This is a genomic window from Rubripirellula amarantea, assembly GCF_007859865.1.
In the GTDB taxonomy this organism is placed as follows: domain Bacteria; phylum Planctomycetota; class Planctomycetia; order Pirellulales; family Pirellulaceae; genus Rubripirellula; species Rubripirellula amarantea.
On sequence record NZ_SJPI01000003.1, the window covers coordinates 765,537 to 784,271 of the forward strand.

Here is an 18,735-nt window from a genome sequence, read left to right on the forward strand (position 1 = left end):
CATTCGTGCGTCTGAAGACGCCAAAATCGCCCACTCGACTTTGATCCAGCGAGCAAGACAGAAGCGCCGCACCCCGTTGCATCGTGCAACGAGCGGGCGATTTTCGTGACTTGTTTTGCAGAGGTCAGTGCTATGCATTGGTGTCGTTTTGTTTGGATCTCACTCGCCGTCTCTTACGGTGGGCTCGTATCTTCTTCGGCTGCATTCGCAGCGATTTATGTTCCCGGCGATGTTGTGCCGAATGTCTCCGGTGAAATCTTTGGATGGTCCCGTGGCGATGCGAACAGCACCTACAGCGGTTGGGACGTGTTCGAAGCCGCGATACTGCCGAACAATCCCATTAACGGTTTTGTGGATTCAACTCCGGACATCGCAGGACAGTTCGGAACCGCTAGCTCGATTGCCGTTGGTCCGGGCGGCATTTCTGTCGAAAGCGGGAATGCGTATTCGCCGTTTGCACCGCTTAGCTTTCAATCCACAATCAATTCAGGAACCAGTGGAGGCGACAACACGAGAATCGTCGCCCAGTTCCAAACAGGCGGCAGTGAACTGAATTACGGCGGTTTGCTGTTGAGCTTTGACGAACTGACCGCGGGAACGATCGCTCCTACCTTCGCCATGGAAACCAGTCGAACGTCGTTGGGCGGTTCCAGCGGCGACATGATTCAATATCTCGCGATTTGGGACCTTACCACGAGCCAAGATTCGTTTCGCCTAGACTTTGGTGCAGCGGGGAGCTCATTGTCGTTGCAACAATTCCATGTTGACACGTTCACTCAAAGCACGGCTTTTGCCTCACCCACTGCCGTTCCCGAACCGGGTAGCTGGGCACTCCTAGGACTTGTTGCCGGCGGTGTGTTACTGCGACGCCGACGTGATAAGAATGGTCGATCGCATCGCAAAGCCAATCGCCGACGAGCAGGATTTACTCTGATCGAGTTGTTGGTCGTCATCGCCATCATTGGCATTTTGATCGGCTTACTATTGCCCGGCGTTCAAGCCGCACGCGAAGCGGCACGTCGCATGTCGTGCAGCAACAACCTTAAGCAGGTCGGGTTGGCTATGCACAATTACAACAACGTCCATCGCAAATTACCGCCCAGTGCATTGGGCGTTCGCGTCGGCGGAACCAATCGAGAGCCCATTCAGCAAGGTGGACTCACGGCTTTTGTGTCCATTCTGCCTTTCTTGGAACAGTCGTCGTTGTTCGAGCAGTTCGACTTGACTTCGGATGCTTGGTCGCCGCAGAACGAAGTGCCGGCCAGCAAGACTCCGGAAGTCTATCTTTGCCCTTCGATGTCATTTCCCAACGTGGGCGGCTCACCGGATGGGTACTCCAGTTACGCAGTTTCCACTGGTACCAAGAAGTATCGCAACCAGATCCACGATGGTGCGATCGTTGATGCGATGAACGTGTTTCGCAATGAACGAGTAACGGCGGGATTGCCCGATGATTCCTCTTGGCTTTCTTGGGTCACCGTCGATGATATCTCCAATGCAGACGGAACCACGAACACCTTGCTTGCCGGCGAATTCGGTGTCCAGGTTCGCGAAACGTCGTCTTTACCGTTTCCCTATCCTGGATCGGGTGGCGAAAGCGCTGGAAAATGGGCGTTAAGCTATCCCTACCATTCCACGGCATCCACTTTTGGAAAATTCAACGCGACTGAAATCTCGTTGTTTGACATACCCTCGTACGAATCGTTTCGAGGGCCACATATTTCCGGCGTACAGTTTGTACTTAGCGATGGCGGGGTTCGGTTTCTGACGGAATCGGTTGACGCTGTAATCCTGCAACGACTGACTGCTCGCAACGATGGTGAAGTGATCGACAAGGAACCTTGGTAATGCGTCGCGTGTACAAATCGCTGATTCTTGCTCTTGCGATTTCAACTTGCGTGGTGGGTTGCAAAGACTCTGCATCCCCTTCGGTAGAAGCAACCGGCATCGTGATGGCTGACGGAGAACCTTTATCGGGGGCGGTGGTGACGCTGGAACCGATGCGTCAGACAACCGGTCCTAATGCTTCGGTTCCCGTATTCGATGGCAAGTTTGAAGTCCCTGCAAGTGCGGGCCTGCATGGCGGTTTGTACCGAGTTCGCGTTGCCATGATTCCGGCAGAGATTCGCAAAAGCATCCCTGCCGAACAAGCAACGAATCTACCTCCCGACGATGCGATGATTGATCCTGCGTTTGACGCAAACAGCGATCTCACATGCGAACTTAAGCCCGACCAAGCGAACTCACTTTCTTTCGCGGTCGCGTTCTTGAATCCCTAATTTTTGCAACAACCTACCTCTCCACCAATCCCTGAGAATAATGAACATCCTCAACCGATCCCGCCTGGCTCTTGTTGCCGTTTCCTGCTTAACGTTATCCAACCTCGCTCATGGCCACATGCCATGGTTGACTACGGATGATCAAGGTCATGCCGTCATGTGGTTCGGCGAATCACTGGAAGACCGAACCTATCACATGCCCGAGAAGGTCGCAGCCATCCAATTATCCGATGGCAACTCTACGCTCTCGACCGAGTCAGTCGAGTCCGATTCGCTGATCGGCATTCGAAGTCAGAAAGCAGTCGCGTCAGCGGAAGAAGTCGCCGGGGTTGTGACATATGGCCTTTACCATGGAACCAAACTGACCTATCACGTCGAGCATTTACCGCAAACCGACTCAAGTACTTGGCCGACGCAAGAGCGAGCGAACGCACCGCTGCAGTCGATCATTATCGCGTCGCCCACCGGTGGACTAAGCGTTACGATTCTTCGCGATGGCAAACCCGCCAAAGATGTCGAAGTCAAACTGTATTGCGAAGATGGTCACGAAGAAACCGCCGCAACGACCGACATAGCTGGCATCGTGACGTTCAAGAGTTCGGTTGTGGAACCGGGTTTGAATGCGATAGTGGCGGGAGTGACCGACGGCAAGAATAAGGGCACTCTTGATGGCGAATCATACAGCAGCACCACGGACTACTTGACGGCCACATTCCGAATTCCCGGTGAGTCGTCGAAAAATGAGAAGGTCAAACGCGAACCCCAACGACCAACGATGGAAGCCGATAGCGATGTTTCGATTGTCCCATCCAACTTGCCCGCTTTGCCAGAAGAATTGACCAGCTTTGGTGCCGCCATCGCTGGCAACAACTTGTATGTGTATGGCGGACATACCGGGAGCGCCCATTCGTATTCGACGGCCGAACAATCCGATCGCTTTTGGTGTCTGGACGTTGCTGCTGGCGAAAACGGCAAGTGGCGCCAACTGGCCGGCGGTCCGTCGTTGCAAGGGCTCGCCTTGGTAGCTCATCAAGATCGTGTGATCCGCATCGGAGGTTTCACCGCAACAAACGCCAGCGGCGAAGAACACAGCTTGCACTCGCAGAACTCTGTGGCCGCTTATCAGGCCGCGACCGACACATGGACCGATTTGCCGTCGCTTCCCGAACCTCGTTCGTCATTAGACGCCGCGGTGATTGGCGACACGGTTTATGTCGTGGGAGGCTGGAAACTGAATGGTGAAAGTGACGAAAGCCAATGGCATGACACGGCTTGGTCACTTGACCTAAGCGACGACAAAGCCACTTGGCAACCACTTGCAACGCCCACCTTTCAACGCCGAGCAATCAGCGTGGCCGCTCACCAAGGAAAACTATTCGTGCTCGGCGGCATGAACTCCGACGGTAAACCGACCACTCGTGTCGATGTTTACGATCCCGTTGCAAAGACCTGGGCGGAAGGACCATCGTTGCCAGGAAGCGGAATGTCTGGCTTTGGATCATCGTCATTTGCCACCGGCGGAAACCTCTATGTCAGCACCATGGACGGCTTCGTTCATCGGCTCAGCAGCGATCAGAAATCCTGGTCAACGCTTGCCAAGAGCGATCCCGCTCGCTTCTTTCATCGCATGCTTCCTATCAGCAAAAACGAACTGCTAATGGTCGGCGGCGCGAATATGGAAATCGGTAAGTTCACGCAAATCGACCGCATCGTGCTTCCCTAACGCCGTGTCAGACCCAACGACGCAGGTTGGCAAACAACCAGCGTCGTTGTGAACGGGCCAATTCTATGAGGGCTTAGGATACAACCAAGCTCGAAACACCCATGTCAGCAGCGGCAGGATGATCCATGTCATGGTGGCCACACTGATGGCTGCCAACATCGCACTGGAAAGCAAGGGTGGTATTGAAGCAAATGCCGGTTTCAAAACGCTGATCATTGGCAGAACGGCAGCGTAGACAGCAATCCAAACCACGACAAACATCTTGTACTTCGGTGGTGCGTCGAACGACACCGACGAATCGTCCGGTGGCGTAAACCATGGTTCGAAGCCAGTAAGTTGCTGAATCTCAGCAGGCTGTTGTTCGAACGGACTCAACTTTTCGACTCGCTCCTGCCTTTCGCTCGAGTGATACCAGCGACGCATGTTTTCCATGGTGTCGAAACGTGTGATCACTCGATAGTGCGGTTGGTCAGCGGACTCGGGATGCAGAATGGTTGTCCCTTGGTGACCAGGGAAGGTTGACGACGCGCGAATCAAATCGCCAATCGCCAGCTCCCACAGCTGTTCTTTGCCCGGTGCCGGGAAGGCAGTCGCGAAGATAGTAGCATGACACGCTCCGGTGCTCTGTTTTGTATGGTTCATATTGACAATTGCGCCGTGAACTTCTCCTTAAGACCAATCATTCTCTCGTTGCGATGGCTACCCCATGCGCACTGCCACATGCTGATAGCCATCGCTTGATCAGTTTGCAACGATGTCAAGCTGCTTGGGATCCCGAATCGGTTGGCTTTGCCTTTGCGAACCGACGAAGCAGAACATAAAACACTGGCGTCAGGAATAGACCAAATAAGGTGACACCCAACATACCGCTGAACACGGCTGTACCGAGCACACGCCGCATCTCAAATCCAGCTCCCGTTGCAACGAGCAAGGGAACAACGCCCAAGATGAACGAAAACGCCGTCATCAAGATGGGACGCAGTCGCAAACGACATGCCGCAACGGCAGCGTCGAAACGATTCTTACCAGCATCTTCCTCAGCCTTAGCGAACTCGACAATCAAAATTGCATTTTTGCAAGCCAGTCCAATCAAAACGATGAACCCAATTTGAGTCAACACATTGTTGTCCATGCTGCGGAACCAAACTCCCACGATCGCAAACAGCAAACATAACGGAACGATTAAGATGATCGCCAATGGCAAGAGCCAACTTTCGTACTGAGCTGCCAAGGCAAGGAACACGAACAAAACCGCCAACGGAAACAAGAAGACAATCGTGTTGCCGGCCTGCTTTTCTTGAAATGCAAGCTCGGTCCATTCGTAACCGAAACCAACGGGCAAATTCTGATCAGCAAGTTGTTCCATGGCTGCGAGTGACTGACCGGAACTAAAACCAGGAACAGTCGTCCCGTTCAAGTCGGCGGCCGGAAATAGATTGAATCGGACCAAACGATCCGGACCAGCCGTGGTGGTGACGTCGACGACCGACCCAAGCGCTACACTCGCACCACGCGCACTTCGAGTGCGAAGCTTCACGATGTCGGACGCCTCATCGCGATACTCAGGTTCCGCCTGCGCCGTGACGCGATACGTTCGACCTAGAAAATTGAAGTCGTTGACGTACATCGACCCTAGATAGATTTGCAACGCATCGAACACGTTACCAACCGGCACGTCCAACATTTGAGCCTTGGTCCGATCAATATCAGCGTACACCTGCGGCACATCCATGCGTAGGTTGGTGAACACCTGAGTGATCCCAGGTTGAGCATTGGCTTGAGCCAACATAGCGTCGGTCACTTGCCCCAGTGCGTTCGTTCCTGCTCCGCCGCGATCTTGAACATACATTTTGAATCCACCTCCACGCCCAATCCCGCGAATCGGTGGCGGAGGAATAATCAAAACCTGAGCTTCATTGATTGAGCCGACTTCACGCCGAAGATCCGCAGCAATTGCTTCCACGCTACGACCACGCTCGGCACGATCCTTAGCATCTTGCAACGGCAAAAACGTTACGGCAGCATTGGGTTTGATGGTAAAGGTCGCACCCGAAAGCCCAGCGATGCCTACCGCGTGTGCCACACCATCAATTCCTTTCCCGATTTCAGCAACTTGGCGAGTCACTTTATCGGTACGCGATAACGAAGCACCATCGGGCAAATTGATCGCAACAATGATGTAGCCTTGATCCTGGTCCGGTATGAAACCGGTCGGAACAAGTCCGAAACTTAATCCGGTGCAAACCAGCAGCAGTACGTAGATCACAATGGCGATTCCCGATTTCTTCACCAAGCGACCAATGATTTTGGCGTACACGTTGCTCGTGAAATCAAACGTGCGATTGAATAGCCTAAAGAACCATCCAAACAACACGTCAATCAATCGGCCAACGCGATTCTTCGCGGCATCTGTGGGCCGCAACAAGATAGCGCACAATGCCGGACTAAGCGTCAGTGACACAAACGTTGAGATGGCCGTAGAGATCGAAATCGTCAACGCAAATTGTTGATAAAACTGACCACTGATGCCTGGAACAAACACGGTCGGCACGAAGACAGCGATCAACACCAACGTGGTCGCGATTAGGGCGGACCCGACTTCATCCATCGCCTTGTGCGTAGCCTCGCGTGCCGACATCCCCTCGGCAATCAATCGCTCTACGTTCTCAACAACCACAATCGCATCGTCCACCACGATCCCGATCGCGAGCACTAAACCGAACAACGATAAAGTATTGAGGGTCACGCCCAGAAACTGCATCACCGCAAACGTTCCGATCAACGAAATCGGAATCGCGATGACCGGAATGACCGTAGGACGCCATCCATGCAGGAACATGAAGACGGTTAGAACGACGAAGACGGTTGTCAAGAACAATGTCTCGATCACTTCATCAATTGATTCTTCAACGTAGTCGGTTGGGTTGTAAGCGATCTCGTATCCGATCCCTTGCGGAAACTCTTCGCTCATTTCTGCCATGGTGCGTTTTACCTCGGCAGCCGTATCGACGGCATTGGTCCCAGGGCGCTGGTACACCAAGACAGCAATCGCCGACTTACCATCCAGGTAACTCAACCGCGAATAATCTTGTGCTCCCAGTTCGACGCGAGCAACGTCGCGCAACCGCGTCACTCGACCATCCGTTCCGCGCTTGACGATGATATCGCCAAACTCTTCCTCTTTGACCAAACGACCTTGAGTCGTCACGTTAAGTTGGAAGTCACCTGTGTCACTCGTTGGTGGTTGGCCGATCACACCCGCAGCCACTTGGACGTTCTGGCCACGAATTGCTTCGACCACTTCGCCGGCCGTCAGGTCCACATGAGTCATCTTTTCGATGTCCAGCCAAATCCGCATGGCATACTCGTTGCCACCAGCGATGCGAATTTCGCCGACGCCGTCTAGTCGCATCAGAGCATCCCGCACTCTAAGAAACGCATAGTTGCTGATGTACAGCAAATCGCGACTGTCGTCGGGTGAGTTGATGTGAACAACCATCAACATGTCGGGAATCTGCTTCGTCGTAGTGACACCGATCTGGCGCACCTGCTCGGGAAGGCGAGACTCTGCAATCGCGACACGGTTCTGGACAAGAACCTGAGCATCGTCGAGATCTGTTCCCAACTTGAAGGTAACGGTCAACTGCATGGTGCCATCGCTACTCGACGACGATTCCATGTACAGCATGTCGTCGACGCCGTTCATTTCCTGTTCGATCGGTGTGGCAACCGTGTCAGCAATCACTTGCGGAGTCGCACCGGGATAGCTGGCTCGCACCAACACCGTTGGCGGCGCGACATTGGGGTACTGCGAGACGGGCAAAGTGACGTACGTAATCCCACCAACCAAAACGATCAGGAAGGACAGAACCGCAGCGAAGATTGGCCGCTCAATGAAGAAGTGTGGAAATTTCATGAGAGCAAGCCCCCAGCACAAAAGCGGTTTCCAATGGTTCCATCAGCCAAATTGTCCGACAACGGATTGGGTCGTTCTAGCGAAGCCGCCGAAGGTGCTTGGTCAGGAGCAGGCGATATCCACTGCGACTTTGGCACCGGTTCGTATTCGTCGGGTAGACCATCTTCCACTACCTCGATCGTTCCCTCGACTGCGTTGACTTTGGCATCGGGACGCGACTGAAGCAGCCCTTCAATCACGATCGTTTCATCACCCGTTAGTCCTTCGCGAACTACTCGCAGTCCATCGACAATGGGTCCCAGCTTGACGGGATAGCGTTTGATCACTCCATCAACAACGGCAAACACGTACTGCGATGATTGATCTGTCCCAACGGCGGAATCGGGAATCAAAACGGCTTCATGACTGGAACTGCCGGGGATCCGAATTCTGGCGAACATACCCGGCAACAATAGCTGGTCGTCATTTCGAAACACGCATCGAGCACGCATACTAGCCGTATCGGTGTCGAAACGATTGTCGACAAAGTCCATGTGTCCTTTGTGCGGGAATCCATCTTCATCGACTAGCCCCAGGAACACTGGATTCTTGGCGACTCGCGAACTTTCTCGTTCGCCAGATTGAGCGAGGCGAATGTACTTCAAGACATCTTGTTCGGTTGCATCAAAGACGCAGTAGATCGGTTGGATCGACGTGATCGTTGTCAGCATCGAGGACGTGGCGGAACCGCCCGCAATCAAGTTGCCTTGCGTGATCTCTTGCCGGCTGATCCGACCTGAAACGGGAGCTCGTATTTGAGTGTACTGAAGATTCAACTCAGCCGTTTCAACACCTGCCTTGGCAATTTCAATTTCGGCCTGAGCAGTCGCGATTGCTGATTCAGCAGAATGAATGCTTGCGGTCACGCCTTCAATGTCTGCTTTCGCCTGCAGATACTCGGCTTCGCGTTCGTCCACTTCCTCCTGAGAACTCGCGTTGCGTTGGCTCAGCTGCTTTGATCGCCTGAACCGCAATTCCGCCAAGTTGAGTTGCGCCTCGGATTGCATCGAACGAGCCTTGGCTTCATCGAGCATAGCCTCGGATTGTTTCAGCCGAGATTCAGATTGCTGAAGCTTAGCCTTCGCAGCGTTTAGCTCAGCTTCAAAAGGACGCGGGTCGATAACGAACAGCAAATCGCCTTTATTGACGATCTGGCCTTCATCGAAATGCACTGATTGCAGATAGCCGCCCACGCGAGCTCGGATTTCCACCAAATCGACCGCTTCAAGTCGCCCCGTGTAGGCGTCCCACTCAACGATGGTTTTCTTGACCGGCTTCGCTACTGTAACCGACGGAGTCGGCATTTGCGGTGGTCCAGATGCGGGCTTACTACACCCGCCGAGCAAGGCGATCATCAACAATCCCAAGGACGTCGATATCTTGTTCTGAAAATATAGCATTCTGTTTAGTCTTCGCTCTCGGTGAGTGACTCTCGTGTCTTTTCTAATAGTTCGATCAGCGACTTCAGCTCGCTGCGGTTCAACTTCTTCAACAATGATTTTTCGAGTTCAACAAGTGGATCTTTCAACGCGTCCGCCACTTCGCGTCCATGCTTTGTGATTTGCACATGGACGACCCTACGGTCTTCACTACTACGATGCCGCTGGACCATTCCGTTTTGTTCAAGGTGGTCGACCAGCGAAGTGATTGCGGGAACCAACTGGATCATCCGCTCCCCAATTTCACCGCACGTCAGTGGCCGCTCAGCAACGATTAGGCTTCGCAGAACATTGAAGCGAGACAGCGTCAGCCCATGTTCGCGGAATAAACGCGACAGGCGGTTGTCGAGCTGATCACCGGCGCGCAACAAGTTCAACAACGCTTCCTGCTGCAGTGACGCAAACGGGATTGGTCGTTTGAGTTCGTGCTGTAGCTTCATGGACAATCTCGCGGCCGGGGATCAAATATCTCACTGCAAAATATATTACTAGTAAGATACTTTATGTCCAATGGATTAATGCGGCGGTCATCCGCCCAATCAAAGCCGAGATTGCTTCAATTCTCGTCGTCGATCTTGTAGGCGCGAAGTCGATCACGTAGCGTGCCTCGATGGATGCCAAGCATCTCTGCCGCCCGGGCTCGGTTCCCGCCAGTATGACGCAGCACCACCCGCAATAGAGAAGGTTCAACGGCGGCGAGAAAGTCACTATGGATCGTTACGGCGCTAGGGTCCTCCGCAACTTTGGTTTCAGCCCAGGTAGCGATTGCTGATTCAAGCGAGTGAGTTGAGGAAACTGGCACGGCATCGCGACTCGGTTTGGCGACGGGGAAGTCGTCTATGGTTAGCCGGCGGCCGCGAGCGACAACGGCCGCGTGACCGACCGCATTTTTTAGCTCACGAATGTTTCCATGCCACGGTCGCGTTTTCAGTTCTGCGAAAACCGATTCGTCAATCGTCGTATCGCCATAGTTCATGGCGGTTAAGAAATGTTGGCACAGCGGACCAATGTCCTCGGTGCGTTCACGCAAGGGTGGCAAATGAATCTGCACCCCGGTCAGCCGATGAAAAAGATCCTCACGGAACTCGCCCGAGGTTACCGCGTCGTGAAGATTACAATTGGTCGCGGCTAACACTCGAACGTTCGCGGTCCGTGGCGTCGCATCGCCGACGCGACTGTATTGCCCCTGTTCTAAAACTCGCAACAACTTGACCTGCGTACCGAGTGGCAAGTCACCAATTTCATCGAGCAGGATCGTTCCTCCTTCGGCCCTCTCGAATAACCCCGGACGGTCCTCGCTTGCGCCAGTGAAAGCTCCTTTGACGTGGCCGAAAAGTTCGCTCTCGATCAAGTCCAGGTTCAATGCCACCGGTGCGATAGGAATATAAGGAGCCTTGGAACGTTGACTGTGCCGATGAATCGCTGCAGCAACGAGTTCCTTTCCCGTGCCCGTTTCACCCGTAATCAGAACCGACAAGTCACTATCCGCGACGAGTGCGATTTGGCGAAACACTTGCTGCATCGCAGGTGAGGCACCGACCAGGACAGAATTATCAGCAGCCATTGGCTGAGTCGCCTTGGGCACTGCTCTTTGCGACGACTTTTGCAACGTGAGCCGACAAGTTCGCAGCGCATCCTCCAACTTAAATGGTTTGGTCAGATAGTCGGTTGCCCCCTTCTTTACTGCTGCAACCGCGGTTTCTAAGTCGCCAAACGCAGTGATGATCACAACAGGTGCATTGTTAGTCGCGGCAAGAAATTTAGGCAGGGCGGTGATGCCATCTTCCTGAGGCAAACGAACATCCAGCACGACCATCGCGGGCTGATGCTTCTTGGCTAACTGCAATCCCTCCTCGGCACTCGATGCGGTCACGACATTATGACCTTCGCGCGTGAGCATCTTTTCGAGTGCCCAGCAGATCGAAGGTTCGTCATCGACAACCAGGATCGTTTGCTTCTCGGTCATGACGTTCGTTCCCCTTGGGCCTTGGTTGATTGCGAAAGGATTCTGGCATCCAATTCAAAAATGGTCCGATCATCTTCGCGGCGCCAACGCACGTCGCCTTCCAATCGCTCCGCAGCCCTACGAACAACTGAAAGACCAAGCCCCATGCCTTCGGGTTTTGACGTCACAAACGGTTCAAACAACTCATCAGCAACCGAGTCCGCGATCCCCGATCCATTGTCGGACACGACTAACCGAACTCGGTCATCGGCAACCTTCTGCAACGCAACTTTCACGTCGTCACCGGCCTGCATCGCGTTATGAACTAAGTTGCTAGCCGCAGCGATCCAGGTGGGACCGTCCTGAACGAACAAGCCTGTGATTGCATCGTCACAATTCCAGTCGATGTTTACTCGCAAGTGTTTCGCTATCGGCGATAAGCTGTTCTGTATATCAAGGAAACACTGGCGAATGTCCGCCGGTCGATCTTCATCTTGCCGACCTGACGCGACTAACAACAATCGTCGAACGTAGTCTTCGGAAACTTCGATTTGCTCGATCGCAACCTCAATCCCTTCATCGTCGCTGCGACACTGGCTAGCGTGTAATTCCACCGCCATCCTTGCTCCGGTCAGGCTGTTGCGAAGTTGATGTGCCATTCCGCCCGCGATTTGATGCAGCAGCTTTTCACTTTGCTGGCGGTTGATGCGTTTCCAAAGCTCACTTAGTTGGGCAGCCATAGAATCCACAGCACCGCCAAGACGTCCAAGTTCATCTTCGACATCATCTGATACTGTTGATTCAAAGTCGCCCCCGGCTACTAGTTCCACACGTCGTTGCAACTTGCCAAAGCGACTGACCAATCGCGACGATAGTAGCAACGCAACGCTACTGAGGGCCAGGATGGTGGACAGCCCTGTAACGAGTGGTAGGATCGCTGCGCGTTGTCGGCTCGCGGCGATCTGCTGCTTATCGAATAGGACCTCAACCTCTGACACTCGATCCTGGCGCGACGAAGGATTACTTGTCGCAAAGCGATAGATACTGAAACGTTGTCGCGACGCGGCGTCCAGATCAATCGTGCTGTGAGTCACATTGCCTTGAAGGTCCAGTCCAACCAATTCGGTTTGCGTTAGATCGGCTAGCGAATCGAGCACCATCGGATTGAGCGGAAAGGTGGATTCCGCCAGTGAGCGTTCAATTGCGTCGAACCGCTGCTTGAGATCACCCTGAGCCCAACGGTCTCCGAGCCAATACGATGCAATCGCGACTGCGACAGCGGCCAACAACGCCGTGACGACCATAGGGGCGATAAGACGAAGTCGAAGCGATCGAAAAGGAGCGGGGTGCTGGTTCACGTCTCCATTCTATTCAATTCGTGCCGGTGGAATATCCGCCGTCGGTGGCGAAAGGAACGTCACGCATTGCCGAATTGACGACTGGGCCTCGGGGAATACCATTGGTTTTGCAAATATTGGGTTTGGCACGTGGTCTGCATACCTGTCGCACTCAAGGTCAAAGACTTCGAATTGAAGCGACCATAGGGAATAGAGCCGCGTCGAATACAGCCGCATTGGAGCGAGCTGCACAAAAGCGAATCTGAACAGCCGAGCCGATTGAAAGAGGGAACTCTATGCCGAAGCGTCGTGATGCTTTCACGCTTGTTGAACTTCTTGTCGTGATTGCCATTATCGGTATTCTCGTCGGCTTGCTGCTGCCTGCCGTCCAGGCCGCTCGCGAAGCGGCCCGTCGGATGCAGTGCAGCAATAACCTGAAACAAATTGCCTTGGCTTGTCACAATTACCAAAGTGCCTTCAAAAAATTCCCTCCTTCGGCGATCGTTGATCTAAGCGTTACTGATACCGGCAACAACGGTTCGTGGGGAGTTCACGGTCGCATCTTGCCCTATCTCGAACAGGGCAACGTTTACGAAAACATTGATCTCTCTGTTGCATGGGATTACCAGACCGCCATTGACGGGCTGAAAATCGCAACATACGCCTGCCCGAGTGATCCTGGGACTGATCAAGTTCGCGGATTTGATGACGGTCGCCCTTCCTTGTATCCCACCACTTACGGATTCAACTTCGGTCGTTGGTTTGTCTTCAATCCGGCTGATCGCAAAGCAGGTGATGGAATGTTTTACCCCAATTCGTTCCTGAGCTTCCGAGACTGCTTGGACGGTACGACGCAAACTCTACTGGTCGGTGAAGTCAAAGCCTGGACGCCCTATCAACGCAATGGCGGGCCGTCATCGACAACCTTGCCGATCAACAAAGCTGAAGCCGAAGTGATCGTTGCCAGTGGTGCTCAGTTTAAGGACACCGGCCATACCGAATGGCCCGATGGTCGAGTTCACCACACTGGCTTCACCGTTACACTTCCACCCAACAGCAAAGTCGAATACACCAATAGCGGAATACTCTACGAGGAAACGGATTTCAATTCTTGGCAAGAAGGTAAGAACGGTATCGCCGGAAACCCCACTTACGCCATGATTACGTCGCGGAGTTACCACATTGGGCTAGTCAATGTCGCGAAACTTGACGGCAGTGTTTCATCAATAACGGAATCCATCGACATTGATGTTTGGCACGCCTTGGGAACTCGCGATGGTCACGAGATTATCGAAGGAGCGTGGTAAAGGCCGCGACCCCGCCTTTCGATCCTAAATGGGTTCGTTCAGTAAGAACACCAACCTGTTCAGCGACGGGATCGAAGTCGGCCGTTAAACCGCAAATGCCTTCATCGGTTGATTTTCACTGGCGGAAATCACCAACCTATGACAACTTACAGTTTGAATACTCCGTGCAAGAATGCATGGCTCAAACAAACTCATGTCACATCAACGATGAATAAAATCTCGACTCACTGCCCTCTAGGCCATCACGTGCAAGGAAACGCTTCGCTGCTTGGAACTTGGGTTCATTGCCCTGTATGCCAAGCTGGATTTGAGTTTGCTCTTCCGACGAATGCAAACGATTCGGCGGCTACCGAAGCCGACCATCGTTCCGTCACAGATACCGGAATCATGCGAATCTTGGGGCCTTACGAACCACCATCTGCTTCCCAGCCGAAGAATGAACCGGCCAATAGCGAGGCACCGGAACCGGAATCCGACGTAGTGCTGCAGTACAAACCAAGTATGACGGCCACGACAATTGAGGCCATTCGGAACGCTTTCCAGAACCAGCAGTCGTAGCTTGGCCTGACGACACAGATTTTTAGCATGGCTATGTGTGGTCTCTACACTTGAACTGCTTGTTGTGTGAGACCGATCTGCATTTGCAAAGGTCGTTCGCGGCGATTTAGCGAAGCCTTGGTCTTGGTCCCGAACGAGGACGACCGCCACGGAACATGCTGTCATTTCGCTGACTTCTCTGCTGCTGAAACTGTTGCTCATTGCGACTGCTTTCCAGTTGATCAATTCGCAACATCAACTGCACTACCAACAAACGCAAATCATCATCGCCGATGTCAACGAGTGTTTCCGTTGGCTTGGACCAAATAGAGATTTGTCTTTCCACCTCGTCCAACTCCTGTTGCATCACGGCGACGGATGGATGGTCTGTGCCCAAGTCATTCATAGCCTGGGTTAATAGCGACTGACGTTCTGCAAGCTCGGCTTGTCGATCTTTGATCATTTGATCAAGTGCTTTCTCGTCAACAAGCAGACTTGTGTCTCGCGGTGCAGTGTTCGGCCCTTCTTGATTGGTCCCCACGGCAGACGTCGTCGACACAAGAGCCGATAACACAATGGCACCAACGACCAAAGAAACGCTGCTGAATGACTGAGTTACAAACCGGTTCTTCGATAACGAATTCATGTCGAGCTTCTATGGCGAGGGAAGTGATTTGTTTTGCAGCCGAACGTTAGGGTGATGCGTGAATCGGCGATATAACGCGAGCTACTGAACTTACCAATATCTGCAGACGCGATTGGCATTCAGTTCAAGTATTTCCGCATCGAATTCTAGAACAGCAAGCCGGTAGACAAAGGTCTCAACATGTCTGCGGTTCCCGACACGCTCGCGTGACCTATCTTGCACCTGAAGATCGTGAGCATGACGAACAATGTGCAAGACGGCAGAAGGTCATCGCACACCATTGAATTAGGACGATTTGCCAGCCATTTGTCACTCTAAGAGTACTAACCCCAAGAGTACCGACCGAGCGGGGCGAGAAATTGCAAACCGATGGAACTCTAGTCCGGTTTGGCGATGTGACATTGAACTGAACTGTTCGTCCCCTAACTAATAGCCCGCCACAAGTCGCAGTTAGGCGATCTTCGTTGGCTCTCTCTTCTCTCGTACCAACCAACCCATAGGTAATTCCATGGCAACGTTTTGGAATCGCTGGATCAATCGGACTCGGTCGCGTCGGAAGAATGTTAAAAGACCGTCTCAGCGACGACGCGCGTTGGCTGAGAACCTAGAGACACGGCAGCTACTAGCGGCAAACATCTTTCACAACGAACTACTGCCCGAAGACGTCAACGAAGACGGCGTGGTATCCGCTTTAGACGCCCTGACGATTATCAACCAAATGAATCGCCAATCCGCGAACGGATCGGGGCAGGGTGTTCAAAGTGGCAACGATTTCAATCGCGAACCTGGCCGAATGACGGACGTTAACAATGACGGCCGAGATTCAGCGCTCGATGCTTTGTTGGTGATCAATCGCCTCAGTCGCGAACAAGAAAGGTTTGATCCACTTTCTCGCAATCCTGGCAATCCAAACGAGACACCGACGGATGAACAGCCAACCGATGACCTCAACAGTGACGCAACAACCACTGAAGACACTACTGATGACGAATTAGAAACTGACGATTCAGTGACCGTTGGTAATCCTACGGCCGAGGACACACCAGTTTCCGAGGCGAGTAGCGATCCTGTTTTGTTTTGGAATGATGTGTTCGGAGCAGTCTTGGGCGATAGTCTCGAGAATCAAAACCCGGGTTACGCATCACGGTCCGCTGCAATCCTGAACTTGGCAATCTTTGATTCCGTCGCAATCGCGTCGGGAAATACGGAAGGAACGTTTTACGATTACGACTCGGATATCGTAAATGCGACTGATGACTTGTCGGCGGAAGCGGTCGCGACCGCAGCGGCCTACACGGCGCTAAGTGGTCTGTACCCTGATCAACAAGCTCAGCTTGATGATGCCTTCGAACAATCGCTCACGGTCTTTTCGTCGAGTGACGATCTGAGCGCGAGCCTATTGCTCGGCGAAGAGATTGCCAACGAGATTCTTGCACTTCGAGTCGATGATGGTTCCGATCTGACTAGCGAATATACCTACACCGATGAGGTTGGTTACTTTCAACCCGATCCGCTGAACCCTGACGTGCCAGCTTGGGGAACAGCATGGCGAGATGTCGACACCTTCTCGATTTCATCCACCGAACCATTCGTCCCCGACACCACGCCAGCACTTACCAGTGATGAGTACGCTGCATCGTACAACGAAGTACTCGCGTTAGGATCAGTCGACAGCACCGAGCGAACCGCTGAAGAAACCGAAATCGGCATCTTTTGGGCCTATGACCGCGAAGGTCTCGGTACCCCCATTGCTCTGTACACGGACGTTCTCGAAAGCGTTGCCACTCAAGAAGGAAATACATTTGAAGAAAACGTCGCTCTATTCGCCCAGGCCTCGGTTGCTATGGCCGATGCTGCCATCGTTGCTTGGGAAACCAAGTTCAGCGAAGAGTTTTGGCGCCCCATCACCGCCATTCAACAAGGTGACGACGACGGCAATCCACTGACCGAAGGCGATACGCAGTGGACCGCACTGGGAGCACCCGATGGCGGTGATGACATTGTCGGCTTCACTCCGCAATTCCCAACCTATATCTCAGGCCACGCGACCTTTGGCGGAGCTCTGTTTGGAACGCTGCAAGATTTCTACGGCACCGACGACATCTCGTTTGAAGTGACATCAGAAGAGCTAGAAGTATTGCTCGACAACCCTGAACTTCAGGACGCCTACGGTCTTGACCTTGATGACGCAACGCGGACGTTTGATTCGTTTAGTGAGGCGATGGCAGAAAACGGTCGTAGTCGAGTTTACCTTGGCATTCACTTCGACTTTGATGACTTGGTTGGCCAAGAAGTAGGTCAAACAATCGCAGCCTCCGTCGCCGCCGACTTCGATGCGTTGACAGAAATTTCGGACACCTCCGACTCTGGTGAGACCTCATTCGTGGTAAGCGGAACAGTGGTCGACGCAACGGATTCTGATGAGTGGCCTTCAAATCCTAGAAGCATTATCAGTGACCACGATCTAACTTTGCTCGCGATGGATCAGTCCAATCTTCGTGGCGATCAACATCCAGCGGCAGACAATGGTCGTTTGGATGAAGGAGTCAGCGGTGTGACGGTAGAACTGCTCGACAGCACTGGCAATGTTGTGGCAGAAACCGTCACCGACGACCGCGGGAGGTACGTGTTTGATTCGATCGCTGATGCCGGCGCTTACCAAGCACACATCGTTGTTGCAGAACTCTGGATGGTGCTGGGCGATGACACTCAGGACATCGTACTTACGAACGACCACGATAGGCTGGGCGGTGTCAACTTCCGCGTCAGCTTGGTCTAGGTCGTCTCACTACCAGATCGGTAACAACTTTCGCCCTATCGGCCGCGCCCGGTGAAGCAACCAACAATCGTGAAGCAACCAACAATCGTGAAACAACCGAACAATGGAGTGGCTGCAAAGAATGTTCTTAAACGCGATAGCAGTCGTCTCCCTACAACAAGAGCCTCGTTTGAAACGAGGCTCTTGAAAGTTATTGCTGCTTCGCCCTGATAAAAACAGAACAAACCAGCGATGGAGGCGGCGGGAATTGAACCCGCGTCCCGCGATGCGTCCACGTGACCGTCTACGATGTGTAGTCAAACTATTTGTAGTTCACTGAAGAACCTTTTCACTTCGCTGGGCGCTGCTTGACAGGCTCCCAGTTCCGCTAACTCGAATCTTTTTTAACTCACCGCGTCTCGAGTAGGACGGAGAGCGATCCAAAATTGTGACGGGTATTCAGGCGACTTTGGCGGCCCCCATCAACCCGGGCTACCTGTTCTTAGGCGGCCAGTGCGAAACTTTCGTTTGCAATTAAAAAATTGTGATCAGCTTTTTACGTGGCCAACTGATCAACCACGACACGCAGGTCAGCGCTTCTCTACATCCGGTCGAATCCAGATCACCCCCGGATATCGATAGATGGATATCTAAAACTAGCGTCATTCAAATTCAACACTAATCTACGGCTCCATTCTAATCGGCATGGCAATAGTCAGCTAGCCAGCCGCGATTTCGCTCTGGACAGTGGCCGACCCCCGACTACCTTACCTGCTACGCATTGCCGAACCACCCGCTAGAGCCTAGCC

General features: G+C 53.1%; 13 protein-coding genes and 1 other RNA gene. 6 read left to right on the forward strand and 8 right to left on the reverse strand.

From position 1 onward, the window contains the following. Positions 1 to 105 precede the first annotated feature (105 nt). The 3 genes from Pla22_RS22955 to Pla22_RS22965 are packed head-to-tail and all read left to right on the forward strand — an operon-like array spanning position 106 to position 4,002. Positions 106 to 1,848, forward strand: coding sequence for a DUF1559 family PulG-like putative transporter (locus tag Pla22_RS22955; protein WP_146517116.1), 1,743 nt, complete (start codon positions 106 to 108; stop codon positions 1,846 to 1,848). Then, a complete protein-coding gene (locus Pla22_RS22960; RefSeq protein WP_146517118.1) occupies positions 1,848 to 2,279 on the forward strand; it encodes a hypothetical protein in 432 nt (143 codons plus the stop codon). The genes Pla22_RS22955 and Pla22_RS22960 overlap by 1 nt, the downstream gene beginning before the upstream one ends. Before the next feature lie 40 nt (positions 2,280 to 2,319). Next, positions 2,320 to 4,002 carry a kelch repeat-containing protein gene (locus tag Pla22_RS22965; protein WP_146517119.1) on the forward strand — a complete coding sequence of 561 codons (1,683 nt, stop codon included), beginning with the start codon at positions 2,320 to 2,322 and terminating at the stop codon, positions 4,000 to 4,002. Positions 4,003 to 4,065: 63 nt separating this feature from the next. Here the strand turns inward: Pla22_RS22965 and Pla22_RS22970 are convergent, their stop codons facing one another. From Pla22_RS22970 to Pla22_RS22995, 6 genes are all read right to left on the reverse strand, one after another. After that, on the reverse strand, positions 4,066 to 4,644 hold the full coding sequence (locus Pla22_RS22970) for an antibiotic biosynthesis monooxygenase (protein WP_146517121.1): 579 nt from the start codon (positions 4,642 to 4,644) through the stop codon (positions 4,066 to 4,068). A gap of 115 nt (positions 4,645 to 4,759) precedes the next feature. Further along, complete coding sequence (locus Pla22_RS22975) at positions 4,760 to 7,918, reverse strand: efflux RND transporter permease subunit (RefSeq protein WP_146517123.1); 3,159 nt, start codon at positions 7,916 to 7,918, stop codon at positions 4,760 to 4,762. Continuing rightward, complete coding sequence (locus Pla22_RS22980) at positions 7,915 to 9,357, reverse strand: efflux RND transporter periplasmic adaptor subunit (RefSeq protein ID WP_242632279.1); 1,443 nt, start codon at positions 9,355 to 9,357, stop codon at positions 7,915 to 7,917. The genes Pla22_RS22975 and Pla22_RS22980 overlap by 4 nt, the downstream gene beginning before the upstream one ends. 5 nt (positions 9,358 to 9,362) lie before the next feature. After that, a complete protein-coding gene (locus Pla22_RS22985; protein ID WP_146517124.1) occupies positions 9,363 to 9,836 on the reverse strand; it encodes a MarR family winged helix-turn-helix transcriptional regulator in 474 nt (157 codons plus the stop codon). Between the two features lie 116 nt (positions 9,837 to 9,952). Further along, positions 9,953 to 11,362: a sigma-54-dependent transcriptional regulator gene (locus tag Pla22_RS22990; RefSeq protein WP_146517126.1), complete on the reverse strand. Its 1,410-nt coding sequence runs from the start codon at positions 11,360 to 11,362 to the stop codon at positions 9,953 to 9,955. Next, entirely contained in the window at positions 11,359 to 12,699 is a 1,341-nt protein-coding gene (locus Pla22_RS22995) for a sensor histidine kinase (RefSeq protein WP_242632280.1), read from the reverse strand. The genes Pla22_RS22990 and Pla22_RS22995 overlap by 4 nt, the downstream gene beginning before the upstream one ends. A gap of 275 nt (positions 12,700 to 12,974) precedes the next feature. Here Pla22_RS22995 and Pla22_RS23000 point away from each other — a divergent pair, with 275 nt between their 5' ends. Continuing rightward, positions 12,975 to 13,985: a DUF1559 family PulG-like putative transporter gene (locus tag Pla22_RS23000; protein ID WP_146517128.1), complete on the forward strand. Its 1,011-nt coding sequence runs from the start codon at positions 12,975 to 12,977 to the stop codon at positions 13,983 to 13,985. A 207-nt stretch (positions 13,986 to 14,192) separates the two neighbouring features. Further along, positions 14,193 to 14,543, forward strand: a complete 351-nt coding sequence (locus tag Pla22_RS23005; RefSeq protein WP_146517130.1) for a hypothetical protein — start codon at positions 14,193 to 14,195, stop codon at positions 14,541 to 14,543. Between the two features lie 106 nt (positions 14,544 to 14,649). Here the strand turns inward: Pla22_RS23005 and Pla22_RS23010 are convergent, their stop codons facing one another. Then, on the reverse strand, positions 14,650 to 15,168 hold the full coding sequence (locus tag Pla22_RS23010; protein ID WP_146517132.1) for a hypothetical protein: 519 nt from the start codon (positions 15,166 to 15,168) through the stop codon (positions 14,650 to 14,652). Positions 15,169 to 15,676: 508 nt separating this feature from the next. Here Pla22_RS23010 and Pla22_RS23015 point away from each other — a divergent pair. Continuing rightward, entirely contained in the window at positions 15,677 to 17,947 is a 2,271-nt protein-coding gene (locus tag Pla22_RS23015; RefSeq protein WP_146517133.1) for a dockerin type I domain-containing protein, read from the forward strand. 229 nt (positions 17,948 to 18,176) lie between these two features. Here Pla22_RS23015 and ssrA read toward each other — a convergent pair. Then, positions 18,177 to 18,556: a transfer-messenger RNA gene (gene ssrA, locus Pla22_RS23020) on the reverse strand. Positions 18,557 to 18,735 lie beyond the last annotated feature (179 nt).

What these genes read in the sequence shown, in the direction of transcription:
- Pla22_RS23010 (WP_146517132.1), bottom strand. Translation starts at nt 15,168, where the DNA reads ATGAATTCGTTATCGAAGAACCGGTTTGTAACTCAGTCATTCAGCAGC.
- Pla22_RS22975 (WP_146517123.1), bottom strand. Translation starts at nt 7,918, where the DNA reads ATGAAATTTCCACACTTCTTCATTGAGCGGCCAATCTTCGCTGCGGTT.
- Pla22_RS22980 (WP_242632279.1), bottom strand. Translation starts at nt 9,357, where the DNA reads ATGCTATATTTTCAGAACAAGATATCGACGTCCTTGGGATTGTTGATG.
- Pla22_RS22985 (WP_146517124.1), bottom strand. Translation starts at nt 9,836, where the DNA reads ATGAAGCTACAGCACGAACTCAAACGACCAATCCCGTTTGCGTCACTG.
- Pla22_RS22965 (WP_146517119.1), top strand. Translation starts at nt 2,320, where the DNA reads ATGAACATCCTCAACCGATCCCGCCTGGCTCTTGTTGCCGTTTCCTGC.
- Pla22_RS22970 (WP_146517121.1), bottom strand. Translation starts at nt 4,644, where the DNA reads ATGAACCATACAAAACAGAGCACCGGAGCGTGTCATGCTACTATCTTC.
- Pla22_RS22990 (WP_146517126.1), bottom strand. Translation starts at nt 11,362, where the DNA reads ATGACCGAGAAGCAAACGATCCTGGTTGTCGATGACGAACCTTCGATC.
- Pla22_RS23000 (WP_146517128.1), top strand. Translation starts at nt 12,975, where the DNA reads ATGCCGAAGCGTCGTGATGCTTTCACGCTTGTTGAACTTCTTGTCGTG.
- Pla22_RS23005 (WP_146517130.1), top strand. Translation starts at nt 14,193, where the DNA reads ATGAATAAAATCTCGACTCACTGCCCTCTAGGCCATCACGTGCAAGGA.
- Pla22_RS22960 (WP_146517118.1), top strand. Translation starts at nt 1,848, where the DNA reads ATGCGTCGCGTGTACAAATCGCTGATTCTTGCTCTTGCGATTTCAACT.
- Pla22_RS23015 (WP_146517133.1), top strand. Translation starts at nt 15,677, where the DNA reads ATGGCAACGTTTTGGAATCGCTGGATCAATCGGACTCGGTCGCGTCGG.